The 26,130-nt window shown below is 63.0% G+C and carries 27 protein-coding genes; 11 read left to right on the forward strand and 16 right to left on the reverse strand.

Annotated features, from left to right (window positions below; genetic code table 11):
- Positions 1-54: 54 nt before the first annotated feature.
- Positions 55-870, reverse strand: coding sequence for a CDP-diacylglycerol--serine O-phosphatidyltransferase (gene pssA / locus FHR27_RS15990; RefSeq protein WP_042553034.1), 816 nt, complete (start codon positions 868-870; stop codon positions 55-57).
- Positions 871-1,024: 154 nt separating this feature from the next.
- A complete protein-coding gene (gene ilvC, locus FHR27_RS15995) occupies positions 1,025-2,041 on the reverse strand; it encodes a ketol-acid reductoisomerase (protein WP_042553033.1) in 1,017 nt (338 codons plus the stop codon).
- 125 nt (positions 2,042-2,166) lie between these two features.
- Between ilvC and ilvY the strand changes: the two genes are divergently transcribed.
- On the forward strand, positions 2,167-3,048 hold the full coding sequence (ilvY, locus tag FHR27_RS16000; RefSeq protein WP_179539037.1) for an HTH-type transcriptional activator IlvY: 882 nt from the start codon (positions 2,167-2,169) through the stop codon (positions 3,046-3,048).
- A 51-nt stretch (positions 3,049-3,099) separates the two neighbouring features.
- On the opposite strand, the gene ilvN is transcribed toward ilvY, so the two are convergent.
- Positions 3,100-3,591, reverse strand: a complete 492-nt coding sequence (gene ilvN / locus FHR27_RS16005) for an acetolactate synthase small subunit (protein WP_042553031.1) — start codon at positions 3,589-3,591, stop codon at positions 3,100-3,102.
- A gap of 1 nt (position 3,592) precedes the next feature.
- Positions 3,593-5,323 (reverse strand): acetolactate synthase 3 large subunit, encoded by a 1,731-nt coding sequence (locus FHR27_RS16010; RefSeq protein ID WP_042553045.1) that lies wholly within the window; start codon positions 5,321-5,323, stop codon positions 3,593-3,595.
- Positions 5,324-5,854: 531 nt separating this feature from the next.
- Here FHR27_RS16010 and FHR27_RS16015 point away from each other — a divergent pair.
- Entirely contained in the window at positions 5,855-6,289 is a 435-nt protein-coding gene (locus FHR27_RS16015; RefSeq protein ID WP_042553030.1) for a DUF4124 domain-containing protein, read from the forward strand.
- 18 nt (positions 6,290-6,307) lie between these two features.
- Here FHR27_RS16015 and FHR27_RS16020 read toward each other — a convergent pair whose 3' ends face one another.
- The 3 genes from FHR27_RS16020 to mrcB are packed head-to-tail and all read right to left on the reverse strand — an operon-like array spanning position 6,308 to position 9,717.
- Complete coding sequence (locus FHR27_RS16020) at positions 6,308-6,637, reverse strand: YqcC family protein (protein WP_042553029.1); 330 nt, start codon at positions 6,635-6,637, stop codon at positions 6,308-6,310.
- On the reverse strand, positions 6,634-7,386 hold the full coding sequence (locus tag FHR27_RS16025) for a tetratricopeptide repeat protein (RefSeq protein WP_179539038.1): 753 nt from the start codon (positions 7,384-7,386) through the stop codon (positions 6,634-6,636). Before FHR27_RS16025 ends, FHR27_RS16020 begins: the two co-directional genes overlap by 4 nt.
- A 12-nt stretch (positions 7,387-7,398) precedes the next feature.
- The gene (mrcB, locus tag FHR27_RS16030; protein WP_156152675.1) at positions 7,399-9,717 is read right to left on the reverse strand and encodes a penicillin-binding protein 1B; all 2,319 of its coding nucleotides are present in this window, start codon (positions 9,715-9,717) and stop codon (positions 7,399-7,401) included.
- A 178-nt stretch (positions 9,718-9,895) separates the two neighbouring features.
- Between mrcB and FHR27_RS16035 the strand changes: the two genes are divergently transcribed.
- The 5 genes from FHR27_RS16035 (at position 9,896) to FHR27_RS16055 (ending at position 13,803) form a co-directional block, all read left to right on the forward strand.
- A complete protein-coding gene (locus tag FHR27_RS16035; protein ID WP_179539039.1) occupies positions 9,896-11,458 on the forward strand; it encodes a bifunctional aminoglycoside phosphotransferase/ATP-binding protein in 1,563 nt (520 codons plus the stop codon).
- 67 nt (positions 11,459-11,525) lie between these two features.
- On the forward strand, positions 11,526-11,882 hold the full coding sequence (locus tag FHR27_RS16040) for a pentapeptide repeat-containing protein (RefSeq protein ID WP_042553025.1): 357 nt from the start codon (positions 11,526-11,528) through the stop codon (positions 11,880-11,882).
- 109 nt (positions 11,883-11,991) lie between these two features.
- Positions 11,992-12,264, forward strand: a complete 273-nt coding sequence (locus FHR27_RS16045; RefSeq protein WP_042553024.1) for a TfoX/Sxy family protein — start codon at positions 11,992-11,994, stop codon at positions 12,262-12,264.
- Between the two features lie 187 nt (positions 12,265-12,451).
- Entirely contained in the window at positions 12,452-13,243 is a 792-nt protein-coding gene (locus FHR27_RS16050) for a Crp/Fnr family transcriptional regulator (RefSeq protein ID WP_042553023.1), read from the forward strand.
- Positions 13,244-13,626: 383 nt separating this feature from the next.
- Complete coding sequence (locus FHR27_RS16055; RefSeq protein WP_179539040.1) at positions 13,627-13,803, forward strand: hypothetical protein; 177 nt, start codon at positions 13,627-13,629, stop codon at positions 13,801-13,803.
- 8 nt (positions 13,804-13,811) lie between these two features.
- On the opposite strand, the gene FHR27_RS16060 is transcribed toward FHR27_RS16055, so the two are convergent.
- Positions 13,812-15,002 (reverse strand): multidrug effflux MFS transporter, encoded by a 1,191-nt coding sequence (locus FHR27_RS16060; protein WP_179539041.1) that lies wholly within the window; start codon positions 15,000-15,002, stop codon positions 13,812-13,814.
- A 172-nt stretch (positions 15,003-15,174) separates the two neighbouring features.
- On the opposite strand from FHR27_RS16060, the gene FHR27_RS16065 reads away from it, so the two are divergent.
- A complete protein-coding gene (locus FHR27_RS16065; RefSeq protein ID WP_179539042.1) occupies positions 15,175-15,795 on the forward strand; it encodes a TetR family transcriptional regulator in 621 nt (206 codons plus the stop codon).
- Here the strand turns inward: FHR27_RS16065 and FHR27_RS16070 are convergent.
- Positions 15,779-15,997: a heavy-metal-associated domain-containing protein gene (locus tag FHR27_RS16070; RefSeq protein WP_179539043.1), complete on the reverse strand. Its 219-nt coding sequence runs from the start codon at positions 15,995-15,997 to the stop codon at positions 15,779-15,781. The genes FHR27_RS16065 and FHR27_RS16070 overlap by 17 nt on opposite strands.
- Before the next feature lie 146 nt (positions 15,998-16,143).
- On the opposite strand from FHR27_RS16070, the gene FHR27_RS16075 reads away from it, so the two are divergent.
- The 3 genes from FHR27_RS16075 (at position 16,144) to cueR (ending at position 19,443) form a co-directional block, all read left to right on the forward strand.
- Positions 16,144-16,530, forward strand: coding sequence for a hypothetical protein (locus FHR27_RS16075; RefSeq protein WP_042553019.1), 387 nt, complete (start codon positions 16,144-16,146; stop codon positions 16,528-16,530).
- 83 nt (positions 16,531-16,613) lie between these two features.
- Complete coding sequence (locus FHR27_RS16080; protein ID WP_179539044.1) at positions 16,614-19,007, forward strand: heavy metal translocating P-type ATPase; 2,394 nt, start codon at positions 16,614-16,616, stop codon at positions 19,005-19,007.
- Between the two features lie 4 nt (positions 19,008-19,011).
- On the forward strand, positions 19,012-19,443 hold the full coding sequence (cueR, locus tag FHR27_RS16085; RefSeq protein ID WP_042553018.1) for a Cu(I)-responsive transcriptional regulator: 432 nt from the start codon (positions 19,012-19,014) through the stop codon (positions 19,441-19,443).
- On the opposite strand, the gene FHR27_RS16090 is transcribed toward cueR, so the two are convergent.
- The 7 genes from FHR27_RS16090 to FHR27_RS16120 all read right to left on the reverse strand — a co-directional run bounded on the left by FHR27_RS16090 (position 19,410) and on the right by FHR27_RS16120 (position 25,844).
- Positions 19,410-20,015, reverse strand: coding sequence for an HAD family hydrolase (locus tag FHR27_RS16090; protein ID WP_179539045.1), 606 nt, complete (start codon positions 20,013-20,015; stop codon positions 19,410-19,412). The genes cueR and FHR27_RS16090 overlap by 34 nt on opposite strands.
- Before the next feature lie 43 nt (positions 20,016-20,058).
- Positions 20,059-21,024 carry a Csu type fimbrial protein gene (locus tag FHR27_RS16095; RefSeq protein ID WP_042553016.1) on the reverse strand — a complete coding sequence of 322 codons (966 nt, stop codon included), beginning with the start codon at positions 21,022-21,024 and terminating at the stop codon, positions 20,059-20,061.
- 10 nt (positions 21,025-21,034) lie between these two features.
- Positions 21,035-23,350 carry a fimbria/pilus outer membrane usher protein gene (locus FHR27_RS16100; protein ID WP_257026919.1) on the reverse strand — a complete coding sequence of 772 codons (2,316 nt, stop codon included), beginning with the start codon at positions 23,348-23,350 and terminating at the stop codon, positions 21,035-21,037.
- Positions 23,351-23,388: 38 nt separating this feature from the next.
- Positions 23,389-24,174, reverse strand: coding sequence for a fimbrial biogenesis chaperone (locus tag FHR27_RS16105; RefSeq protein ID WP_179539046.1), 786 nt, complete (start codon positions 24,172-24,174; stop codon positions 23,389-23,391).
- Between the two features lie 14 nt (positions 24,175-24,188).
- Positions 24,189-24,743, reverse strand: a complete 555-nt coding sequence (locus FHR27_RS16110) for a Csu type fimbrial protein (RefSeq protein ID WP_179539047.1) — start codon at positions 24,741-24,743, stop codon at positions 24,189-24,191.
- Positions 24,737-25,249, reverse strand: a complete 513-nt coding sequence (locus FHR27_RS16115; RefSeq protein WP_052493762.1) for a Csu type fimbrial protein — start codon at positions 25,247-25,249, stop codon at positions 24,737-24,739. The genes FHR27_RS16110 and FHR27_RS16115 overlap by 7 nt, the downstream gene beginning before the upstream one ends.
- Positions 25,250-25,310: 61 nt before the next feature.
- On the reverse strand, positions 25,311-25,844 hold the full coding sequence (locus FHR27_RS16120) for a Csu type fimbrial protein (RefSeq protein ID WP_042553014.1): 534 nt from the start codon (positions 25,842-25,844) through the stop codon (positions 25,311-25,313).
- Between the last annotated feature and the right edge of the window lie 286 nt (positions 25,845-26,130).

The raw sequence follows: 26,130 nt of genomic DNA on the forward strand, positions 1-26,130 counted from the left end.
CGCAGTATCGGGACAGGCTTGCCCAATAGACTACGGAGTCTGCAGGAAATTACATCACTCGTTGGTCTGGCGACGACGCAGACGCAGCAGGTACTGGATCGGCCCCGAAGCCGCGTAGGCGAGGAAGATCAGCAGCAGGATGCGCGGTGGATCGCTGAACACCACGGCGAACACCAGTACCACGGCAAGAATCGCCACGAACGGCACACGGCCTTTCAGGTCGAGGTTCTTGAAGCTGTTGTACTTGATATTGCTGACCATCAGCATGCCGGCCGCGGCAACCAGGATCGCCACCACGAAGGACATGTTGGAGCCCTTGATGCCGAAGTCACTGAACGCCCACACCGTACCAGCCACCACGCCGGCAGCGGCCGGGCTGGCAAGACCGATGAAGTAGCGTTTGTCGACGCTGCCTATCTGGGTATTGAAGCGCGCCAGACGCAACGCAGCGCCCGCTACATAGATGAAGGCGACCATCCAGCCGACCTTGCCCATGCTGCCAAGTGCCCACTCGAAAGCCAGCAACGCCGGTGCCACACCGAAGGCGACCATGTCGGACAGCGAGTCGTATTCGGCACCGAAGGCGCTCTGGGTATTGGTCAGACGCGCGACGCGACCGTCGAGACCGTCCAGCACCATGGCCACGAACACCGCGGCGGCGGCCACGTAGAAGTTGCCGTTCATCGCGTTGATGATGGCGTAGAAGCCGGCGAACAGGTTCGCGGTCGTGAACAGATTGGGCAACAGGTAGATGCCGCGGTGGCGAACCTTGCGCCCCTCGTCGTCGTGCCCTTCCTCAATATGTTCGTCGATGGGCAGTAAGCTTTCATCGTCCTTGGACGATTTTGGCTCTTGCGGACGCTCGCTCATGAACAACACCTTGTCGCGGATTTGAATTTTCGACCGAGTCGCCGGGCAAGCGTTCGCCCTAACGTCGGCATTGGCGTCCGGGCTTTATACCAGAAGCCTGCCCCATAACGAAAAAACGCGGCCAGGGCCGCGTTCTTTCTTGATCGAATCCGACTCAGTTCTTGGACTTGTCGACGATCTTGTTGGCACCGATCCACGGCATCATCGAGCGCAGTTGCTCACCGATGATTTCGATACCGTGGGCAGCGTTGTTACGGCGCTTGGCGGTCATCGATGGGTAGTTGGTGGCGCCCTCGCTGATGAACATCTTGGCGTACTCGCCGTCCTGAATGCGCTTGAGTGCATTGCGCATGGCCTGACGGGATTCGGCGTTGATGACTTCAGGGCCGGTCACATACTCGCCGTACTCGGCGTTGTTGGAGATCGAGTAGTTCATGTTGGCGATACCGCCTTCGTACATGAGGTCAACGATCAGTTTCAGTTCGTGCAGGCACTCGAAGTAGGCCATTTCCGGCGCGTAGCCAGCTTCGACCAGCGTTTCGAAACCGGCCTTGACCAGCTCGACGGTGCCGCCACACAGAACGGCCTGCTCGCCGAACAGGTCGGTTTCGGTCTCGTCCTTGAAGGTGGTTTCGATGATGCCGGTACGACCACCGCCAACGCCCGAAGCGTAGGACAGGGCGACGTTCTTGGCGTTGCCGGAAGCGTCCTGGTAAACAGCGATCAGGTCAGGGATACCGCCGCCCTTGACGAACTCGGTACGCACGGTATGACCCGGCGCTTTCGGCGCGATCATGATCACGTCGAGGTCAGCGCGCGGAACGACCTGGTTGTAGTGGATAGCGAAGCCGTGGGAGAAGGCCAGCGTGGCGCCTTTCTTGATGTTCGGCTCGATTTCGTTCTTGTACAGCTGGGACTGGAACTCGTCCGGAGTCAGGATCATGACCAGGTCGGCGCCGGCAACGGCGGCAGCAACGTCGGTCACTTTCAGGCCATGGGCCTCAGCCTTGGCAACGGTGGCCGAGCCTTTACGCAGACCGACAGTGACGTCCACACCGGAGTCCTTCAGGTTGCACGCCTGAGCGTGGCCCTGGGAGCCGTAACCGATGATGGCGACTTTCTTGCCCTGGATGATGGAGAGGTCACAATCTTTGTCGTAATAAACTTTCATGTTCTTGGCTCTTTTGAATCGAAAGGGATGGGGTGCTAGCACCGCGACGGAGCCACCTTAAGTGATCCGCCCCATTGCGTAAAATGATATATTTGCAACACAACATGCCGATATATGAAACATCAATGGATAGCCACGCACTCAAGCTCTTTCTCTCTCTGGCAGACAACCTGCACTTCGGCAAAACCAGCCGCGAGCAGCACGTCAGCGCCTCCGCGCTAAGCCGCAGCATCAAGCAACTCGAGGAGGAACTCGGCGCCCCTCTGTTCGTGCGCGACAACCGCTCGGTTCGACTGACCCGCGAGGGGCAGCAGTTCCGCGAGTACGCCAGCGATGTGATGAACGGCTGGCAGGCCATTCGTCAGACCTTAAAGCAGGATCAGCTGGTCCTGCATGGGGAGCTGTCCCTGTATTGCTCGGTGACGGCGAGCTACAGTTTTCTCTACGACATCCTGAGCAGCTTCCGCCAGGCCTACCCGCGCATCGAGATGAAGCTGCACACCGGCGACCCGGCCAAGGCCGTCGAGCGCGTGCAACTGGGGCTGGAAGACCTTGCCATCGGCGCCCTCCCCGACAGCGTGCCAGCCGGCATCGTGTTCCAGTCGATTACCCGCTCGGAGTTGCGCTTCATCGGTCCGCAGTCCCCTCAACTGTTGAGCGAAGAGCAACTGAGACGACCCGGTGCGCAAAGCTGGGAAGACGTGCCAATGATTCTCTCGGAAGAAGGCCTTGCCCGCACCCGCACCGACAGGTGGTTGAAGAGCCACAACATCAAGCCGCGGATCTATGCCCAGGTCAGCGGCAACGAAGCCATCGTCAGCATGGTGAGCCTGGGCTTCGGCATCGGCGTGGTCCCGCAGATCGTGCTGGACAACAGCCCATTGGCCGCACGCATCCGCATCTACGATATTCAGCCCCCGCTGACCGCTTACGACATCGGCCTGTTCGCGCTGGAAAAGCGCCTCAAGGATCCGCTGATCGCCGCCTTCTGGAACCGCCAACGGTAAATTCCAGGCAAAAAAAACCCCGCACGTGGCGGGGCATTTTCAATGCTGCGATCAGATGCTCAGTACCTTGTCGCCACGGGCGATACCGGTGACGCCGCTGCGCACTGTCTCCAGGATCAGCGCGGTGCCGATGGCCTGGATGAAGCTGTCCAGCTTGTCGCTGGTACCGGCGAGCTGGATGGTATAGACGCTCGGTGTCACATCGACGATCTGCCCACGGAAGATGTCGGTGGTGCGTTTCACCTCGGCGCGCTGGGCGCCAGTGGCCTTGACCTTGACCAGCATCAGTTCGCGCTCGATGTGAGCGTTTTCCGACAGGTCCACCAGCTTGACCACTTCGATCAGCTTGTTGAGGTTCTTGGTGATCTGCTCGATCACGTCATCATGGCCAATGGTGGTCAACGTCAGACGCGACAGGGTCGGGTCTTCGGTCGGTGCCACGGTCAGGCTTTCGATGTTGTAGTTGCGTTGGGAGAACAGGCCGACCACACGCGACAGCGCTCCCGGTTCGTTTTCCAGCAGCAGGGAAATGATATGACGCATGTCAGGTACGCTCCGTCTTGCTCAGCCACATGTCGCGCATCGCCCCACCCCGAATCTGCATCGGATAGACGTGCTCGCTGGTATCCACGGCGATGTCGAGGAACACCAGACGGTCCTTCATCGCAAAGGCCTCTTCCATCTTCGGTTTGAGGTCTTTCAGGTCGGTGATGCGGATGCCCACGTGCCCGTAGGACTCGGCCAGCTTGACGAAGTCAGGTAGCGATTCCATGTAGGAGTGCGAGTAACGGCTGCTGTACTGCATGTCCTGCCATTGGCGAACCATGCCCAGCGCGCCATTGTTGAGGTTGACGATCTTCACCGGCAGGTCGTACTGCAGGCAGGTCGACAGCTCCTGAATGTTCATCTGGATGCTGCCCTCACCGGTGACGCAGGCCACGTCGCTGTCCGGGAAGTTCAGCTTGACGCCCATGGCCGCCGGGAAGCCGAAGCCCATGGTGCCCAGGCCGCCGGAGTTGATCCAGCGGTTCGGCTTGTTGAAGCGGTAGTACTGAGCGGCGAACATCTGGTGCTGGCCGACATCGGAGCTGACGAAAGCATCACCTCTGGTGACTTCGCACAGGGTCTCGATCACGGTCTGCGGCTTGATGATGCTGCCGTCACCCTCGTTGTAAGGGAACAGGCGACCACCGCCGCGCCATTCTTCGATCTGCTTCCACCAGGTGGCTTGCGATTCGCCGTCCGGACGCTGCTCGATTTCCTTGAGTGCGGCGACCATCTCGCTCAGCACGCTGTCGACCGGGCCAACGATCGGAATATCGGCCTTGACCGTCTTGGAGATCGACGCCGGGTCGATGTCGATATGAATGATCTTGGCGTTCGGGCAGAACTTGGCGGCGGTTTCACCGTTGATGACCCGGTCATCGAAGCGCGCACCGACTGCCAGGATGACATCGGCGTGGTGCATGGCCAGGTTGGCGGTGTAGCTGCCGTGCATGCCCAGCATGCCGACGAACTGACGGTCGTCGCCCGGGTAGGCACCAAGGCCCATCAGGGTGTTGGTAACCGGAACGTTCAGCGCGCGGGCCAGTTCGGTCAGTTGTGCCGAAGCACCACCGAGGATTACGCCGCCACCGGAATAGATGATCGGGCGCTTGGCCGCGATGAGCATTTCCGCCGCTTTGCGGATCTGCCCCGAGTGGCCACGAACCGCCGGGCTGTAGGAACGCAGCTTGACCTTCTTCGGGTAGCTGTATTCGAACTTCTGGGTCGGATCGCCCATGTCCTTGGGAATGTCCACGACCACAGGGCCCGGACGACCGGATTCGGCGAGGTAGAACGCCTTCTTGATCACTTCGGGGATTTCCGAAGGATGCTTGATGATGAAGCTGTGCTTCACGATCGGGCGGGAGATGCCGACCATGTCGACTTCCTGGAAGGCATCGGTGCCAACCACGGTACTGGCCACCTGACCGGAAATGATCACCATCGGGATCGAGTCCATGTAGGCGGTGGCGATACCGGTAACGGCATTGGTCGCACCAGGGCCGGAGGTCACCAGCACGACACCGGCCTTGCCGGTGGCGCGGGCATAGCCGTCCGCCATATGGGTCGCCGCCTGCTCGTGGCGAACCAGGATGTGGGTCACTTCCGGTTCTTTGAACAAGGCATCGTAGATGTGCAGGAGGGCACCACCCGGATACCCATAGATGTACTTCACGCCTTCGTCACGCAACGAGCGGACGACCATTTCAGCGCCGGATAAAAGCTCCACGTTGTTCACCTCTATAACGCCAGAAAACCGCCCTTTTGCAGGTACGGCCCGAGTAGGTTTACTGCCAGCAGAGCATGAGCGACTGTGGTCGCCGACTACGTCAGCTACAACTGAGCAAGTATTGGGAACATCCCTGGTGTGCTTCGGGATTTCCCACCCAGCGCGAGGTAACGCGTTGCGGGTGTAACGAAAGGTCGGCGCGGGTAGCACCTCATGTCTACTGAGCTGAAGCAAGCTTGCGGCTTACCCCACTACAGAGAGCATTCGATTGTTGTTATTCGAAGACGGCAAGTCAAGTGGTCCGTGATGGAATATGCATTTGGCAGGCATATCCACCCTCGACGGAGAAATACAGCGCCCTGTGCCGTGAAAAACCCGTGCCGATGTGAAGCGGCGCAGGATGAACGGGCAACCGATTTGGTTATAGTAATCGGCAGAGACTCCGCGCTGTCGCCAAGAGCGTGCACACTGACCCTGAAATCCCGTTCCGGCCCTGCAAGGTTCGGCAAAACTGCCCTAAAAGGAATTCCCATGCGCCGCATGATCCTCACCACCAGCCTGGCGCTCGCCCTGAGCACAACCGCCATGGCCGGCCAGGTATACAAGTGGGTCGACGCCCAGGGCGTCACCCATTTCAGTGAACAACCGCCGCAGGACCAACAAGCTACCACCGTCAACAAGGCCGCACCGCCACCACCGTCCACGGAGTCGAAGCCAGCGCCGACCTTCAAGGACATCGCCGACCCGGAACAGGCAGCCGCCGACGCCAAGGTCAAGAAGGAAGTGGCCGAACAGCAAGTGCAACTGCGCAAGTACTGCGAGACCCAGCGCAACAACCTCGCGCAGCTGGAGAACAACCCGCGGGTGCGTGTGGAAGATGGTGGAGAAGTGCGCCGTCTCGGCGAAGACGAGCGTCAGAAGCGTATTGCCGACAGCAAGAAGGCGATCGCCGAGAATTGCAAGTAACGAGAAAGGCTGCGGGCTTCAGCCCGCAGTGATCAACCGGTCGAAGTCGCCCAGTGCCTGGAGCAATTCGGCCGCCGCGCGATTGTTCGCGCCGTAGACGTGCTCGGCCATGGGCAGAATGCCAGACACGGCGGGCAGATCGGCACCGGCTTCGATGATGGCCTTCATGCGTGGCAGGAAGATCCATTGCAGCCACTGAGCGAAGTCCAGCGTGTCCACGCAGAACGGCTCCTGACTGGCGAGTGCCTCCTCACTCGGCGGCGTTGCGTCCCACCAGCCCTGTAACCGCAACGCGCGCTCGACCAGCAACAGCTGGTCGGCGATTTGGGTTATCGGGGCAGCCGTCACAGATTGACCCGCGCTCGCTCACGAGCCTGTGCCGCACCTGCTGCGTCACCCTGCTGCTCACGAGACTTGGCGATCAGATCCCACAGGCTGGCCTGCAGAGCCGGACGACCACTGGAGTAGCTCAGACCACGACGGGCGAACTGCTCGGCCTGGGCAGCATCGCCCTGGGCCAGACGAACCTCCGCCAGACGATAGAGCACCTGCGGTTCGCGCGGGGCGATGCGCTGTGCACGCTCGAGGCTGGAAGCCGCGCCGTTGAGGTCGCCGCCAGTCTGCTGCTGCTGGGCGCTGGTCAGCAGCGCCAGCACCGGACCATCGAGTTGCTCATCGGCAGCCAGACCGCCACTGTTGCCTCGCGGAATGCCACTGGGAATCGAAGGCTGCTGAGGCTGGGACTGCGGTGCACTGCCGTAGCCTGGCGAGCCCAGCGGTTCGCTGCTCAGCGGCGGCTCGTCGAAGGTCAGGCCGCCACCACTGGCGGGCGCCCCCGCTGGTGCGGCATAGGTATCGATTGGCGCCGACGGATTGCCGCCGCCTGGCACCATGACCACCACACCGGAATCATCCGACGACGGCTGAGCCTGTTGCTGCGGCTGCACAGGCGCATTGCTATAGCCATTGCCCGGGCGGTCTTCCTGCTCGTAGGCAGACGTACCGGAATCCACGACCGGAATGGAACCACGCGGTACGCTGGCACAACCTCCCAGCACTACCGAGGCAGTCAAAACGGGAATCAACCACTTACTCACGTCAAACCTCTCTTATTCCAACCAGCCTTTTACCCAGTCCATCACCGAGTCGACGGGGGCCTGGATACCACAACCTGGCCCGGGAGCCGGCTCGCTGCCGCGAATATACGGCATCTGTACGGCACCCGGACAATTCTCTGCCGAGCCCTGCCCGGTCGCCGCATCCACCCATGCCTGCACCACGTTGTCCGGCATCGGCATGTCCAGCGGCAGCGGATCGGCCCGGCGCATGAAGCCGGTCCAGGCCTGCAACGCACCGGTCGCACCGGTAAACGGAGTCGGCCCGTTGTCGTCACGGCCCATCCACACCACGGCCAGCAGATCCTGACTGAAACCGGCGAACCAGCTGTCCCGTGAATCGTTACTGGTACCGGTCTTGCCGGCCAGCGTCAGCGAACTCGGCAACTGGCTGTATACCGAGCGACCGGTACCTTCACGCATGGTGCGCTGCATGGCGTTCTGCAGCAGGTAGATGGAACCGGCGTCGAACCGCTGCTGAATCTGATACGGGTAGCGTTTGAGCGGCTCGCCTTCGGCGGTCAGCACGCTGCGGATACCGCGCAACGGCGTATTGAAGCCACCACTGGCGAGGGTCTGGTACATGCCCGTCACTTCCATGGGCGTCAGCGCACCGGCCCCCAGCAACATCGACGGGTAAGCTGGCCACTGTCGCGACACCCCCAGGCGCTCAAGGGTTTTGAGCACGTTCGGCACACCCAGTTCCAAGCCTAATTTGGCGGTGGACAGGTTGTAGGAGTGGGCCAGCCCCTGATACAGGTAAATGCTGCCGTGGGCCTTGCGGTCGTAGTTCTGCGGTTTCCATACCTGACCATCCTGGCCCTTCACCGAGAACGGCTCATCCAGCACCCGACTGGTCAGGGTGTACTGGCTGGGGCGCTCGAGGGCGGTCAGGTAGATGGCCGGTTTGATCAGCGAGCCAATAGGACGCACCGCATCCAGCGCACGGTTGAAGCCGGCGAAGCGCGGCTGGCGGCTGCCGATCAGCGCCTGAATTTCCCCGGTTTCCGGATTGGTGACCACCATGCCCGCCTCGACCTGATCGGACCCCTTGCGCCCGGCCTGGCGTTTGAAGGTTTCAGCCAGGGCCTCCTCGGCCTTTAGCTGCAGGATCGGGTCGAAACTGGTGAAGATGCGCAGGCCTTCTTCGGTCAAATCCTCGTCGTGGTAATCCTGACGCAGCTGGCGCTTGACCAGGTCGAGGAAGGCCGGGAACGAACCATTGGCCATGCTGCCACGCTGGGTGACGCCAAGCGGACGCTCCTTGGCGGCAGCGGCTTCTTCCGGTGACACCACACCCTGCTCGGCCAGCAGGTCGAGAATCATGTTACGACGCGCCAGCGCCCGCTCGGGGTTGCGGCGCGGGTTATAGAAGGTAGGCCCCTTGACCATGCCCACCAGCAGCGCGACCTGGTCGAGCTTGAGTTCGGACAGCGGCTGGCTGAAGAAATACTGGCTGGCCAGCCCGAAACCGTGCACGGCACGCTGGCCGTCCTGGCCGAGGAACACCTCGTTGAGGTAGGCCTCGAGAATCTCGCGCTTGTCGTAATGCAGCTCCAGCAGCACCGCCATCATGGCTTCGGTGATCTTGCGGGTCAGGCTGCGCTCGTTGGTCAGGTAGAAGTTCTTCACCAACTGCTGGGTCAGGGTACTGCCACCCTGGCGCAGTTGGCCGGCGGATGCGTTGACCCACACCGCACGGGCGATGCCCTTGGGCGATACACCGAAATGGTCGAAGAAGTCACGGTCCTCGACAGCCACCAGGGTTTCCACCAGATAGGCAGGCACCTGATCGAGCTTGATCAGCACGCGGTCTTCCTGATGCGCCGGGTACAGGCCACCGATCAGCATCGGCTCCAGACGCGCCACGGCCAGGTCCTTGCCGTCGGCCTTGGTCAGCGAGGCGACGTAATCGCCCGAGAAGCGCACGTTGACCTGTTGCGCCTGCTCGACGCTCTCGTAGAACTGGAAGCCGCGCGAGTGCAGGGAGATGTTGTTACCCGACACGGCAACGGCACCCGGACCATTGGCCGTGCTTTCGCGGCGGTAGCCGAGGGCGTCCATCTCCTTGAGAAGGTCATCCTTGGCCAGTTTCTGGCCGACGAACAGTTCGAGCGGCCTGGCGTAGACCTTGGCCGGAACGGTCCAGCGCTTGCCGGAGAATTTCTCCTGGACGATGGCATCGAGGTAAACCGCAAAACCAGCGAACAGCACCAAGCCGACCAGGCCAAGCTTTACAGCCCAGCCCAGCAAGGGGCGCATGCCACGGGGGCGGCGTTTGGAACGGGAGCGGGAAGATCGGGTACGAGTCATGGCGCGGCATTATACGCACTTTGCGAAGCGTCGGCAGGCACTGCAGAGAGGCTGTTCACGTTTCGCTACAACCCTGTGGGCGGCGCTGAAAGGCGATTGTCCCCTGGCGATTTGCACCCCCGCGGAGAGGGGTCATAATGCGCGCCTGTCATCTTTCCATACACGCCAAGGATCACCCGTGAGCCAAGCCCTGATTACCGCCTTGCAGAACCCGGCCCTTTATCCGCATCCGGTGGACGGTTTCAGTGTCATCGAGACCCATATTTCCTGGGTCCTGCTGACCGGCCCCTATGCTTACAAGATCAAGAAGCCAGTGAACTTCGGCTTTCTCGACTTCACCTCCCTGGCGTCACGCGAGCACTTCTGCCAGGAAGAGCTGCGCCTCAATCAGCGCCTGACCCGGGATTTGTATCTGGAGGTATTGCCGATCGGCGGCAGTGTCGAAGCTCCGCGCCTGGATGGCGAAGGTTCGGCTATCGAATACGCCCTGAAAATGCGCCAGTTCCCCCAGGAACAATTGCTGGCCCAGGTGCAGGCACGGGGCGAACTGAACGAAACGCATATCGATGCCCTGGCCAAGCAGATCGCCGATTTCCATCTGCACACCCCAACGGTCGCGTCCGATCACTCGCTGTGCAATGCCACCGCCATCGTCGCCCCTCTGCGCCAGAACTTCGAGCAGATTCGCCCGATGCTCAGCGACAAGGCAGACCTGCAGCAGCTGGACGCTCTGGAAGCCTGGGCTGAAACCAGCCTCGAGCGACTGTGGCCGGATCTGGAAGCCAGAGCCCGAGACGGTTTCATCCGCGAATGCCACGGTGACATCCACCTCGGTAACGCCACCTTGCTGGATGGCCAGGCCACGCTGTTCGACTGCATCGAGTTCAACGAACCCTTCCGCCTGACCGACATCGCCCTGGATACCGCCTTCCTGGTCATGGACCTGGAGGATCGCGGCCTCAAGTGCCTGGCACGCCGCCTGCTCAACGGCTGGCTGGAGCACACGGGCGATTACGGCTCACTGAAGGTGTTCAATCTCTACAAGGCGCACCGCGCCCTGGTACGTGCCAAGGTCGCGCTGTTCCGCCTTGGCCAGGAACAGGATGCCGTGCAACGGGCGGTGATCCTGCGCCAGTACCGCGGTTACGCCAGCCTGGCGGAAAGCTACAGTGCCATTCCGGTTCGTTTCCTGGCCATCACCCGCGGCGTTTCCGCGGTCGGCAAGAGTCAGGTTGCGCTGCGCCTGGTCGAGGCACTCGGCGCAATACGCATCCGTTCTGACGTCGAGCGCAAGCGCCTGCTGGGCGAACAGCAGGTGAATGCGGGCGACCCGTTGAATGCCGGCATCTATAGCGACGATGCCAGCAAATCGGTGTACGAGCGCCTGAATGAACTGGCCGATCTGGCCCTGCACGCGGGTTATCCGGTAGTGCTCGACGCCACCTACCTCAAGCGTGCGCAGCGCCAGGCAGCCCAGGGTATCGCCGAAGAGACCGGGGTCCCCTTCCTGATTGCCGACTGTCAGGCGCCCGATTCGGTCATCAACAGCTGGCTGCTGCAACGTCAGCAACAGGGCGATGATCCTTCCGACGCCACGCTGCAGGTGATCGAAGCACAACGCGCCGGGCAGGACGCCCTCGACGAAAGCGAGCTGACGCATAGCAAGCGTGTGGATACCCACGACAGCGCCAGCCTCAACGAACTGGTCAGTACCATTCGCCAGCGCTTCCCAAACCTGTAAAGCGGGCAAGCAGGGCGGCCAGGCCGCTCTATACTGGCAGTGAGCCCCCTCCCGGATCACTGCCATCATGAGCCAACCACGCCAGCTGGACACCCCGCTCTACCGCCTGTTGCACAACGATGATGTCGCCGCGTTCAATGCGCAGCGTCCGCAAGGCGCCGGCATCGATCTGAGCGGCGGCGACTTCCGCGGCCTCGACCTGCGAACCCTGGACGCCGAAGGCATCGATTTCCGCGATGCCTACTTTCGCGGTGCCGACCTGCGCGGGGTCGACTTGCGCACCGCACAGCTGGAGGGCGCCAGCATCGCCCATGCGCAGATATCCGGCGCCTACTTCCCGGCCGAACTGAGCGCTGACGAAATCCTCATGTCGATGAATTTCGGTACACGCCTGCGCTATCGCACCCACCCCAACCACCTGTAGCAGTGTGTAACGCTCCATCCGGGCGCCGCTGCTCAAGGCCGCTACACTTTCTCCCAATGCAGCGGCCAGCCAGCATCCACCTGCAAAACGGCCGCGAAAAGGAGATTCCATGAACGACGAATTGCAGCACCTCAAGAATCTGGGCAAGACCTCGTCGCAGTGGCTTCACGCGGTGGGCATCCACAACGTCAGCGACCTGCGCCGGCACGGCGCGGTCGACGCCTACCGGGCCGTCCGGGCACGGGGATTCAGGGCCTCCAAGGTCCTGCTCTACGCCATCGAGGGTGCACTGCTGGACATTCACTGGAGCGAGCTGCCGCCAACGCGCAAGGAAAGTCTCAACCTGCAGCTCGAAGAAGCGGCCAACGACGACCGGATCTAGTCCACACGGATTACCCGTCACAGAACGCCTGACACCACGGATAACGGGGGCTCGGCCGCGATTGCCCGGAGGCAGAACACGCCTTGGTTCACAACCTCCAGCGAGATCGATTTACCTGGAGCGCGGCGGAGATTATCGTTTCAGGGATTTTCGTGCGCATTCGGCATGAGCAGCTCAAGGAACCATCATGTATCTACTCGGGGAACAACCGGCCTACGCCGACCAACTGATCAGCCGATTGCAGAGCATCCCCGGGCAACTACTCGATGGGCTCAGCCCATGCGGCGCTGCGCTGCACGTGGAGCGCAGCGAGAACCTGGCCGCCCAATTGCCTGGCAATCAGCTGTTCATCATCGACAACGGCCTGCTGCATGCGCTGGTCGACGAGCGCCCGCTGTTCTATCTGCAAGAAGGCGATCTGGTCGGCCTGCGCCAGGGCATCGACCTGCCGACATGCCGCTACACCAGCGATGAACCGATCACCCTGATTCCCTATTCGCGTAGCGAGGTGTTCAAGCACATCTACGCCAGCGAATCTCGTCAGGAACTGTTCATCCAGTACCTGGTGGGCCACACCGCCCTGCTTTCCGACGCCCTGGCACGCATCAAGCAGCCGGAAGTACGCCCCGCCACCGGTTTCAAGCACTTCAGCAAAGGCGACTCGCTGATCCATCAGGGGGACGACGCCGATCACGTGTTCATCATCATCGAAGGGCATGCCGAAGCCTTCGTCGATGGCGTGAAGGTGGGCGACGTGCAGAAAGACGAGATCTTCGGCGCCATGGCCGTGTTCACCCATGAGAAACGCAGCGCCACCGTGGTGGCCAGCGAGGCCTGCACGGTGATGGTGATCCCCAAGGATCAGTTCCTCAACCTGATGGAGAGCAACCCGCGTATCGCCCACAGCCTGGTGGAGAGCATGGCGCGGCGCATCGACCTGCTCAACAAGGAAGTCACCGGGCTGCGTCAGCCTGGTTGAGCCGACAGGCCGCCACCGGACCCCGGCCATGTGCCGGGGTTCATCGTTTCAACGGGCAGCTGAACGCTATGGCCGCGATGAATGAAAATAATTTCCAAATAGCTGTTGACTATGAAATGAGAATTGCTATTATTTGCATCAGCTGGTCGCGAGATCAGCCGATAACCTAAAGAGACCTTAGGTCGGACTCTTCAGATTATCTCCTCATCAGGCTAATCACGGTTATTGACCCGGCTCTTTGCCGGGTCTTTTTTTGCCTGCAGGAAATGCTTCTGCCACGTCTCCCTCGCCGAGCAGTGGACGTCCGTCGCCTCGTTGATCTGCATCAGAGCAGTTCTCCCAGTTGCGGCTAGACTGTCCGCACCTCACTGGGAGTCACCCTCATGGATATCCGGATACGTGCGCTGAAAGGCCCTCTCGGCATTCACTGGCAAGTGAGTCTCGGCAGGCATCAGGTGAGTTTTCGCAGCGAAGCCGAGGCACGCCAGTTCGTGGCAACGCTCGAAGCCAGGGTGCAGGCACCCCACGCGCTGCCGGAAAGGCAACGCATGGCAGGCTGATCCTCGGGTCAGCCGAGAGGGTGCCCGGCGCGCTTCTCCGCCCAGCGGGTGAAGCGCGAAGCCAGCACCGCCAGCACACCGCAAGAGAAGATGACCAGCGCCATCGGTACGGCGCTGCCGTCATGCAGCACGCCAACCATGGAAGCGGCAGTCGCCGCGATGGTGAATTGCAGGCTGCCCATCAGTGCCGACGCGCTTCCTGCATGCCGCCCCTGCCCTGCCATGGCGCAGGCGGAGGTGTTCGGCAGCAGGATGCCCAGCGACGCGATGCAGCCGAACAACGGCACCATCAGTGGCCAAAGCGAATGGGTATGCACCCACGACAACAGCAGCAACAGCATGCCGCAGCCCAAATAGAACCAGACGATGCGCCTGGCCCAGTAGGCCGGCCCCTGGCGTGACACCAGCCACGCGTTGACCTGCGCCGCCAGGATGAAGCCAGCGGCGTTGGTGCCGAACAACCAACCGTAGTGTTCCGGCGCAATGCCATACAGCTGGATGAACACGAAGGGCGAACCGGCGATGTACGCGAACATACCCGCAATCGCCAGCCCTCCCGTCAGGGCATGGCCGATAAAGGGCAGATCGGCGAACAGCCGGCGATATTCACCGATCGCCCCGCGCAGCGGAGCCGGCTCGACGTCGGGGTTCAGGGTTTCCGGCAGCCAGCGGTACAGGGCAACCAGGCAAGCCGCGCTGAACAGCGTCAGGCAGACGAATATCGACGGCCAGCCGAACAGGTTGAGCAACAGCCCACCCGCCACGGGCGCGAGGATCGGCGCCAGCCCCATCACCAGCATCAGTTGCGAGAACACCTTGGCCGAGCTGATCGGGTCACACAGGTCGCGCACCACGGCGCGCGACACCACCATCCCGGCACAACCACCCAAGGCCTGCACGAAGCGCGCGACGATCAGCCACTCGAGGCTCGGCGCCACGGCACAGGCCAGCGACGCCAGGGTGAACAGCGACACCCCGACGAGCAGCGGAATGCGTCGCCCGAACCGGTCGGCCAGCGGGCCATAGAGCAATTGCCCGATGGCCAGCCCGGCGAAGTAGGACGCCAGGGAGAGCTGGACGTGCTCGGTGTCGGTATCGAAGGCCAGCGCCAGGGCGGGGAAACTGGGCAGATAGAAGTCGATGGCCAGCGGGCCGAAGGCACTCAGTGCCCCAAGAATCAGTAACAGGCGAAGCGTCATGTGCACGGTACTCGACGAGTGTCTCCAGCCTTGGCTGGATCAACGGGCGGAGCGCTGGAGGCCCCTGAAAGAGTGGATGCCGACAATTACATACAAGTTCGTCTGTAAAACAAACCTTAAGGCGAAAAAATAATTACACTCGCCATTCCCGAACCGATTTGATTCCTGTCGTATGCGTCGAACCAAAGAACAAGCAGAGCAGACCCGCACCACCATCCTGGCCTCCGCCGAGATACTGTTTCTGGAAAAGGGTGTCGCCCACACCAGCCTGGAGCATATCGCCAAGCATGCGGGGGTGACCCGTGGCGCGGTGTATTGGCACTTCCAGAACAAGGCCCACCTGTTTCACGACATGCTCAGCCAGGTCCGCCTGCCCCCTGAGCAACTGGCCAGGCACCTGCAGGAGAGCCAGTCGGGCGACGGCCTGCAGTCACTGCGCGAGCTTTGCGTGGCGGGTATCGCCGGTATAGCCCTGGACGAGCAGAAGCGGCGCATCTTCACGGTACTGCTGCACCGCTGCGAGTTCACCGAAGAACTGCGCGAGGCCGAAGAGCGTCATGAAGCGTTCATCAACCAGTTCATCGACCTCTGCGAGGCGATCTTCGCTCACCCGACCGCGCAACCTCGCCTGCGCCCCGGCATGACCCCACGCCTCGCGGCGCGCACCATCCACGCGCTGATCGTCGGCATGCTCAGCGACTGGCTGCGCGACAACACCCTGTTCGACCCGCAGAACGACGGGCCGGTGATGATCGACGGACTGTTCCGCGGCCTGATCAGCGACTGGTCTTAGCCGCGGGTACCGCCTCTGCCTTGTAGCCTTCATTGATGATCGCTTCGAGCACCTGATCGACCGGATGAGAGGTCTGCACCCTGACCTCGCCTGCGGCCAGATCCACCTGCACCTGGGCCGACGCATCGATCGCCTGTACGGCACCGGTGATGGCCCGCTCGCAATGTGCGCATGTCATGCCGTCTACCTTGAATATCTGCATCGTCATCTCCTCTGCCCGCCTGGGCAATCTGTGGATTGCTGAAAAAAGTATCGAGCTTGCCACAGGGTCAAGGTCAACCCTCGACCTTGTTGAACCCGCCAACCTCGGCCAAGCTCAGCAAAACTCCATAGCCATCTGGTCTGACCATGTCCCGCCTACTCTTCTCACTGTTTCTCGCTTTGCCCCTGCCCGCCCTCGCCCAGGTACTGCCCTCGCATACCACCATGGGCGATGGCTACGCCGTGCTGATCATCTCCCGCGAGCGCCTGGAAGTGGCATCGCCGTGCGAGTTCGGCGTCTACCTGCAGGACCAACTGGCCGCACGGCTGTTCCAGGGCCAATCGGTGTCCTTCAACCTGCCGCCCGGCGATGTGTCGGTGCGTCTGGGCATGATCGGCACCGAAAGCTGCCAGGCGGGCATCACCCCGCTCGACAGTCAGCGGCTGAACCTGACTGCCGGCGAAATTCGCCGCTACCGCATCGGCCTCAGCCCATCCGGCCCCTACCTGACACCTGCACCGCCAAGCCAGTGACGCCTAATCGCTCCGGGACTTGACCTTACCCATGGGTCAAGGTTGATCCTGTGGCTTGCCACTAGGATCAACCGGAGATGACCATGCCCACGCCGCCCACCCTCGACCTGCCGATCAGCGGCATGACCTGTGCCAGCTGCGTCGGTCGGGTCGAGCGCGCCCTGCGAGGGGCACCGCAAGTCGATGCAGTCAGCGTCAACCTGGCCAGCGAGCGCGCTCGTGTCGAGGCGCCTGTCGAGCAGTTGCCGGCGTTGATAGCGGCGGTACGCCAGGCGGGCTACGAAGTGCCCAGTGAAAGCCTCGATCTGGCCATCTCCGGCATGACCTGTGCCAGTTGCGCGGGCCGCGTCGAGCGCGTGCTGCGCAGACAGCCTGGCGTGCTGGCGGTCAACGTCAACCTGGCGACCGATCAGGCCCGCGTGCAGGTGGTCACGGGGGTCGATACCCAGGCGCTGCTGGCTGCGGTGTCGACTGCCGGCTACTCGGCCAGCCCCATGGATGCACCGCAAGTGACGGGTGACGCCAACGATCGCCGCCTGCGGGCCGAGCGCTGGCGACTGGCCCTGGCATTGCTGCTGGCCACGCCGCTGGTCCTGCCGATGCTGCTGGCGCCCTTCGGCGTACACCTGATGCTGCCGGCCTGGGCACAGTTCCTGTTGGCCACACCGGTGCAGTTCGTCCTCGGCGCGCGTTTCTACCGAGCCGCGTGGAGCGCCCTGCGCAGCGGCTCCGGCAATATGGATCAGTTGGTCGCCTTGGGCACCAGCGCCGGTTACGGACTGAGCCTCTACCAATGGGCGATCACCCCGGCGGGGCACACGCCACACCTGTATTTCGAAGCCTCCGCGGTGATCATCGCCTTGATCCTGCTCGGCAAATACCTGGAAAGCCGCGCCAAGCGTCAGACCACCAGCGCCATCCGGGCCCTGCAGGCGTTGCGCCCCGATGAGGCCACGCGCCTGCAGGGCGGCATCGAGCAACGCGTGGCCGTCAGTGCGCTGAGCCTGGGCGACCGGGTACTGGTCAGGCCGGGCGAGCGCTTTCCGGTCGACGGCAAGGTGCTTGAGGGCGACAGCCACGCCGACGAGGCACTGATCAGTGGTGAAAGCCTGCCGCAAGCCAAGGCACCGGGCGACTCGGTGACCGCTGGCGCGATCAATGGCGAGGGCCGTCTGCTGATCGAGACCACCGCCCTGGGGGCAGAAACCGTGCTGTCGCGGATCATCCGCCTGGTCGAGGACGCCCAGGCCGCCAAGGCACCGATCCAGAAACTGGTGGACAGGGTCAGCCAGGTCTTCGTGCCGGTGGTGCTGTTGATCGCGCTGCTGACCCTGATCGTCTGGCTGAGCCTGGGTGCAGGCCTGGAAAACGCGCTGCTCAATGCCGTGGCCGTGCTGGTGATCGCCTGCCCCTGCGCCCTCGGCCTGGCAACGCCCACGGCAATCATGGCCGGCACCGGGGTGGCGGCCCGGCACGGCATCCTGATCAAGGATGCCGAAGCCCTGGAGATAGCCCACGACGTGAAGGTGGTGGCGTTCGACAAGACCGGCACCCTGACCTCCGGCGCACCACGTATCGCCCACCTGCAAACCATCGACATCGATGCCGACCAGGCACTGCGCCTGGCCGGTGCGCTACAGCAAGGCAGCGAGCACCCTCTGGCCAGGGCGGTGTTGCAGGCCTGCCAGGAGGCTGCCCTCATCCTTGCACCAGTCGCCGCCAGCCAGGCCTTGGCCGGTCGCGGCATTGCCGGCCTGGTCGAGGGCCGATCGCTGCACTTGGGCAATCGTCGCCTGCTACAGGAAAGCGGCGCCAGCGAGCCGGACGATCTGGCCAAAGCGGCTCAGGCCTGGGAAGTCGAGGGGCGTACCTTGTCGTGGCTGATCGAGCCGGGCTCTCCTGCGCGGGTGCTGGCGCTGTTCGCCTTCGGCGACACCTTGAAAGAAGGCGCCCGTGAAGCGGTCGCTGCGCTGGGCAGCCGGCATATCGTCAGCCACCTGATCAGCGGCGACAATCAGGGCAGTGCACAGGCTGTCGCCAGGCAATTGGGCATCGGTTCGGTTCACGCTCAGGTTCTGCCTGCGGACAAGGCGCGTATCGTCAGTGAGCTGAAAGCCGCTGGTGTCGTGGCCATGGTCGGTGACGGCATCAACGACGCTCCTGCCCTGGCTGCGGCGGATGTCGGCATCGCCATGGGCGGCGGCACCGATGTGGCGATGCAGGCGGCCGGCATCACCCTGATGCGCGGCGACCCACGGCTGGTACCCGCCGCCCTGGATATCGCCCGGCGCACCTACGCGAAGATCCGCCAGAATCTGTTCTGGGCCTTCATCTACAACCTGGTGGGCATTCCCCTGGCCGCCTTCGGGTTGCTCGACCCGATGCTCGCCGGCGCCGCCATGGCGCTGTCGAGCGTGAGCGTCGTGAGCAATGCCCTGCTGCTGAAAACCTGGCGGCCCAACCACCTCGAGGAGTAATGCGATGAATATCGGACAGGCGGCCAAGCACACCGGGCTCAGCGCCAAGATGATCCGTTACTACGAAGCCATCGGCCTGCTGCCCAGTGCGGGGCGCAGCGAAAGTGGCTACCGCCAGTACGACGACGGGGATCTGCAGCGCCTGCGCTTCATACGCCGGGCGCGTGACCTGGGCTTCTCGTTGGCCGAGTCGGGCAAGCTGCTGGCCCTGTGGCACGACCGTGAACGGGCCAGTGCCGACGTCAAAGCCCTGGCCGTGGAGCACATCGATGCGCTCAACGGCAAGATCGCCGAGCTCGAAGCCCTGCGCGATACCCTGCAGACCCTGGTCGACCACTGCCAGGGCGACCACCGTCCCGACTGCCCGATTCTCGATGATCTGCAGGCCGGTAACGGCTGTTGTCAGGCAGCCGGATTGCCCAAGGCCAGACGCTGAAGCGCCGTGCAATCGGCGACGAAGTGATCGCTCAACTCCGGCCAGGGGTTGGTCGACAGGTTGACCAGCACGGTAGCGCTACCGGCGGCACGGCCACAGGCCAAATCATGGCGATGGTCGCCGACCATGACCATGTCCTGGGGCGCCACCTGCCAGCGGTCGGCCAGGTGCAGCAGGCCGCCAGGGTCGGGTTTCGGCGGCGCCTCGTCACGTCCGAGGATGTCGGCCGGCGCGAAGCAGTCGTCCACGCCGATGGCCTGCAAAGTCAGCAGCGCCAGCTCGCGAGCGTTGCGCGTCAGGATGCCGAGGCGCAGCCCACGTGCGTGCAGGCCGCGCACCAGCGCCACGGCCCCTGCCGCAGGCCGTGCGGCGATGGCCAGCTCGCGTTCGTGCTCGAGCAGCCAGGCGTGCTTGGCCCGCGAAACATCCGGGGGAAGCGCGGCCAGGTGATGCAGGATGTCGTCCTCGGCCGGGATATCCAGCGCCACGCGGATGGCGGCGAAATCATGCACGGCGATGGTCAGGGTGCCGTCCATATCGAAAACCCAATGGGTGTAGCGCTGCAGGCTCATCGCCCCTCCGGCAACTGCAGAATCGAAACCGCAGCATACCTGCTCAGTACATGATGATCACCGTCACGTTATCCGTGTAGGTGCCGACCGGTACGTTGGCCTGGGCAGGGTCGATGATGCCCAGGAACGGCACGCTCTGCTGCAGGCCGTTACCGACCATGGGTTGCGTCTGGGTGGTGGTCCAGACGGTGGTGGTATTGGGGAAATACAGGTTGTAGTTGAGCCGATTGCTGCCGCTGGCCATGCGCCGCCAGGGAGCCTGAAAGTTCTGGCCGTTGTCGAAACCCACGGTATAGCCCTCGGTATTGGTGCAGGTGACACCGATGTTGCGCGTCACCGGCGCGAACTGGCTGACCAGCGCCTGGGTACCGAAATCCATCACCAGTTCGCTGTTGTTGATCACGCAGGCCTTGGTGACCACCAGGGTCACGGTGACCGATACGTTGGCACCTGCGCCCCAGGGGCTTGGCGGGTTGCACGCCAGCACGCCGCAGGAAGGCCTAGCGGCACCTGGGCTGAGCGCCCAGTTGGAGCAGATGCCCGCCACGAAAACGCCCGTACACACCGCGTACTGCCAGTTCAGGTTCAGCGTCGCGGTGTAGGTGCCTGCCGCCACGTTGGCACCGGTGGCGGTGCGATAGTAGAGAGGAAGCGTCCCGGTGCTGCCGCCCAACCCCAGAAGCGTGGCGTTGGTCAGTTGAACCTGCTGGCCGGTCTGCAGCCTGTTGCTGTAGCCGATGTCGGTGAACACCTGCAACGGGATCTGCTGCGAACCACTGACCAGCACGGGATTGTTGAGCAGCGTGACGCGGATGAAGTTGGTACCCAGCAGGGTCAACGTTCCAGTGCATTGCACACCGCCGCTACCTGCCGAGCTCTGCGGCGTGCTGATCAGGCTCAGCGAATTGCTCGTGCCGAGGCTCACCGCGGCACCCGGCGTGGTGCAGACCGCCCAGGCGGCCCCAGGTAGCAGAGCAGCAAGAAGTAGCAGTGCACGAATAGCGCTCATCGCTCGTTCCTCAACGACATGTCAGTGGCCCCACCAGGGACATTTCCTCATCAAGGCTTGCCAGTTCGAACCCCGCGGCGCACTGACCGCCATCGGGCAGCGCCACCTGCAGGCGATTGCTTTTCTGCAGCCCCTCGAAATACACCAGGCCATCCCAGCCAACGGTGGCCTGTCGGTCACGCCCCTCCAGGGTCACCTGGCTGCCACGGGGCAGCACCTCACCGCGGCTGTCGATCAGCACGATGCTGGCGGCCACCACCCGACGCAGCTCGAAGTCGAGCATCGCACCACTGCCCTCGTGCACCGCGATGCTGCGCTCGACCTCCGGGGTGCGGATATTGGCTGGCAGCCCCAGTGAATCGATGGCGTACTGGCCCGGGTAGTAGGAAGGCACCCAGGGCACCAGCAGATGCCCCCGGGAATTGGTTTCGCCGAGCAGCTGGTGCTCGAAACTCACCGGCACCCCGGCATAGCCATCGGTGCTGACCAGCACGAAGGCGTCGTCGATGCGGTTGCTGGCATACACCCCGCCGCTCATCGCCACCACCGAGCCGCTGACATCGCCCCAGTAGGTGCGCCGCCCGCCATCGTCGTAGACGCCTGCCTGGTACTGGGCATGCCGCGCACGCCAGGTCATGTCGGCCTGAGCGTAGCGGTCGCCATTGCCAGCGGCATAGGCCAGGTTGTAGCCCACCCCGCCTTCACTGGGTGCACTGCGACCGAAGTTGCTGCGCTGCCGATAGCCACCCTCGCGATCACGCTCCAGGCCTACGCTGAAGGTCGAGCGCAGGTCGAAGGGGATCATCCATTGCAGCAGCGCGGAATAGCCGGGTTCACCGATTTCACGGTTGAGCGACAGGAACAGGTTGCTGTTGCCAGGCAGCCCGCGCGACCAGGACAGGTTGACCAGGCGGCTGCGGGTACCGTCATGCATCTGGCTGGCAAAATAGCCGATGCCGATATTGCCGATGCGTCGGGGGTTCAGCGACAGGGTCACCTGGTCGGTGGTCTTCGCCAGCCCCGAAACCCCACGGCTGCTCTGCAGCGCGCTGATCACGCTGAGGTCGGCATAGGCTTCGTCGCGCTGCACGCGCTGCATGGCAAGGCCGAACAACGGCGAGTAATAGCTGTAGCCCAAGCTCAGTTGCTGGCCGCGCTGGCCATCGTGCGCGCTGTAGGAAACCGAGGTTCCCAGGGTGCCCCAGGTGCCTACCGCGAAGGTGCCGCCCACACCGCCCAGGCGCAGGTCATCAGCGCTTTCAGCATGGCTTTCCAGAGTGAAACCATCGCCCACGCCATAGCGGAACGTGCCACTGGCGGCCTGGCTGCCGTAGGCGAAGTTCTCCACACCGTAGTCCTGGCGCAGCTTGCCGACGGACAGCGAGTAATCGTAGAGCCCCTTTTGCAGCAGGGTATTGGTCACGTAGAACGGCACGTCGGTGGCCACCTGGCGCCCCAGTGCATCGGTGGCCACCACGGTCGCGGTGCCGGCGCCGCTGATGAAGGGCACGCTGCTGATGGTGAAGGGGCCGGGGTTGAGCATTTCGCTGCTGACCCGGCTGTTGTTGATCAGCAGATCCACCGAGGTCGGTACCGCGGCATCGCCGCTGAAACTCGGCAACGGGTAGGTGATCAGGTCCGGGCGCAGACCGAAGTTGCGCGATAGCTGCACCCCACCGATGCGCACCGCGCGATTCCAGGTCAGCGCGCCGGTGATCAGGTCACCGGCCTCGTAGCTGAGCATCCGCTGCTGGTCGTTGTAGCGCCAGAAGGTGTCGTAGCGAATGTAGCCATCACCCTGGGCACGGTTGCCTGCGAAGGCATGCCGGTATACGCCGCTGTTGCTGAGCCGCCCCATGCTGCCGAACACCCGCTGTTCCAGCCAACCGTTGAGCAGGCGCGAGCCCTCGTCACTGTCGCTGTAATAGAAGTCGTAGTTGAGCAGCGCTCCGAACGAGCTCTGGGCCGCCACCCCTTCATAAACCTGGGTCTGCCCCACCGTCTGGTCGGGCAGCCAATCGCTGGGCAGGGTCAGTTTCAACTGCTGGAATTCCTGCTGGTAGTCGCTCTGCAGGCCCGGGATAACGGCCAGATCCTGCAAGCCGCTGGCGTCCTCGGCCAACGGCACACCGACAGCGCGCAATTCGTCGCTGTCGACCAGATAACGGCCGGCGCGATAAGTCACCGGCACGATCCGCTCGGTCGACAGTTCATTGACCACCAGCTCCAGATAAAGAACGTACTCATCGGGCATCTGTTGTGCCTGCCCCGCCTGCCCCGCCAGCAGCAGCAAGACGCCGAGCCAATGAGCCAGGGCAGCGCGCATCCCTGAGGGCATCGTTCAACGACCACCGAACCGCATGCTCACTGCCCGGGTATCGACAGGGGCTCTTTGCGCTCATTGACCATGGCCTCCAGCACCGCGCCATCAGCGCCCACCCCCGGTGGCAACGGCCAGCGCATCTGCGCGCCGGGCAACACGTAGCCGAGCAGGCCCTCGGCCACCACCTGCTGCTTGCCACCGCTAGCGAACTTCACCGCCGACAATCGCGCATGGGCAGTGCCGTCGTTGCGCAGTTGCAGGAAGCGTGTGCCGCCTTGCTGCTGAATCCGGTACCTGAGTTTGGGCGCCAGGCTCTGCACGCTCTTGCCAGCCTGCTCGGTGGCGCCCTCCGGCGCGGCGCCGCTGCCGAATACGAACAGGGGAATCGAATAGCGCATCTGAAACTTCACACCCAGCTGCGGATCGGGAGCCGCATTGCTGTCGAGCATCTCGTCGATCAGCACCCGGTAGGCTCGCTGCACCCCGACCTGCGGCGCCTGCATGACCATCAGGCGGATCATCTGCCGCTTGCCCGGAGCGATGGTCACCACCGGTGGGCTACCGACCACCTCACGCTGCGCGTCGAGGCGATCCTCGAAGTCCGACTGTTTCCAGTCCATCACCCGTATCTGCAGATTGACCGGTGCCTGGCCGCGGTTTTCCAGCCACAACGCCACCGCTTTCTGCTCGGCCTCGATCACCGGGTTGATCGGCCAGATCAACACCGAACTGGCTGCCCCCACATGGCCCGCGAACATCAGTAGTAGAACTAAGGCCCCTGCCCTGGCATGAAGAAAATCGAGGTGCTGCCATGCCGCGCGGGCCATGTGGATCTCCCTGTTCAATAACTCACGGTAACGGTCACCACGTCGCTGTAAACACCTGCGCTGGGCATCGGCGTAACGCTGAACAGCCGGGCATAGACCGGATAACTCTGAGTACCCCCAGCAGAGGGAAACGTCGCGCTGAGAGCCGTGGCACCATTGTTGCCGTCCCCCCAGACATTGCTGAAGGCACTGTCCTTGTATAGTTGATAACGCAGACGTTCGCCGCCTTTGGCCAGAAAACGCCCGTCTGTCACGCTGCTGGCGTTGGCCCCGGCACCAATGCCGATGGTCAGCGCGATGCCCGGCGTGCACTGCAGCACGATGCTGCCGCTGCCGGGTGTGCTGGTGCGGTTCACCGGGCTGCCAAGGCTGCCGAGCGGCCCGAAGTTGATGTTGCCGTAGCTGGCCACATCGCTGCCGCCGCTACCGAGCAGGCAACCGGCGGTGATCACCGCGCGGACCTGAAATTGCCGGTCGACGCGTTGCTCGTTGGTTCCGGTATCGGCGCGCGCATCCAGTGCAGCGAGCAGCATCGCAAACGGCCAGGCGCGTCGCAGCGACGTCACCATTTCACCGTGACGGTAACCGTATCGCGGTAGATGCCCGCCGCCGGGGAACGCTGCGCCGGAACCCGGCCATACACCGGCAGCCATTGATCCTGGCCAGTACCGGTGCGGCTGATGCCCACCGTGTTGTCCCAGACGGTCTGGTAGCTCGCCGAGGTGTAGAGGTTGTAGGCGATCTGCGCACTCGGCCCCTGCAGGCGCCGGGCATTGACGTTGCCACTGCCACCTGCGCTGATCAGCACCTGATAGGGCGTATTGCTCAGGCAATTGACCCGCAGCGCGCCGTTCCCGGGCTGGCCGACCACGTCGAGCTGGCTGCGCAGAATGGAGTGGGTGCCGAGGTCGAAGGTGCCGAACTGACCAAGATCGTTCGCTGCGGTGCTGCCCGCGCTGCAGGCCGGCAGTATCTCGGCGAACAGGCCGATGGTCGCGGTCTTGCTGGCAGCGCTGAGCAAACCGGGGGCAAGCGCAAGCAGCGCCACGAATTGAACGGGCCGGTAGCCGTACATGGCAATTCCCTGACAGAAAGCGGGGGGTTGGCAGGCGAGCGGACGAACCGCCTGCTGGCGTTTACCAGGCCACCGTCACCTGTACGGTATCGGTATAGGTACCCACCGACGGCACGGCCGCACGGGGCGGCACCTGGCCATACACGACGATCTCCTGGACCTCGCCATTGCCGGTCGAATCCAGGGTATCGCCGCCATTGCTGCCGTCGCCCCAGGGCGTGGTACGGCCAGCATCCTGGAACAGGTTGTAGGCGATCAGATCGGTGCCGTTGCTCATGTTGCGCTGACCGCCAGCGGGGTTGCCGCCACTGTCGAGGGTCACGCTGTAATCGGTGCCGTTGTTGCACGTCACGCTGAACGAGCCACCGCCGCCAGAACCCACGGACTGCGCCTCCAGCGGCGCGGTGATGGCGGCAACGCTGCCGAAATCGATATTGCCGAAGGTCCCGCCGGCAGAACCGCCGTTACCCACGGTGCAGCCATCGGTGATGACCAGTTGAATGCCAAGCTGACCGGTAACGGTACCGGCTGCATTCGCCGTTGAGCCAATGGCCAACGCCAGAAGGGATGAAACCAGTAGCGCTGAACGCCGCATAACCGTCTCCTGCAGACTCGAGAAACTCCCATGCTCAGAAACCCGGATCGTCACATCCGGGTATTGAGAGGGAGACAGGACAAGGGTCGACCACGTTCAGGCGATTGCACGCGTCAATGAATCAGGCATGTTTTCACCAACCCCTCAATGCCATGCGCAACAGATTGATTGAAATGAAGAATATTTTTTGACGTAGGAGATAAGCGGGCAGACATGGGGCAGATGTCCTACAGAACAAAAGGACACCCGCTATCAGCGGACATGGAAAACTGTCTGACAAGTCAAG

The sequence above is a fragment of the Pseudomonas flavescens genome, assembly GCF_013408425.1.
Taxonomy (GTDB): Bacteria; Pseudomonadota; Gammaproteobacteria; order Pseudomonadales; family Pseudomonadaceae; genus Aquipseudomonas; species Aquipseudomonas fulva_A.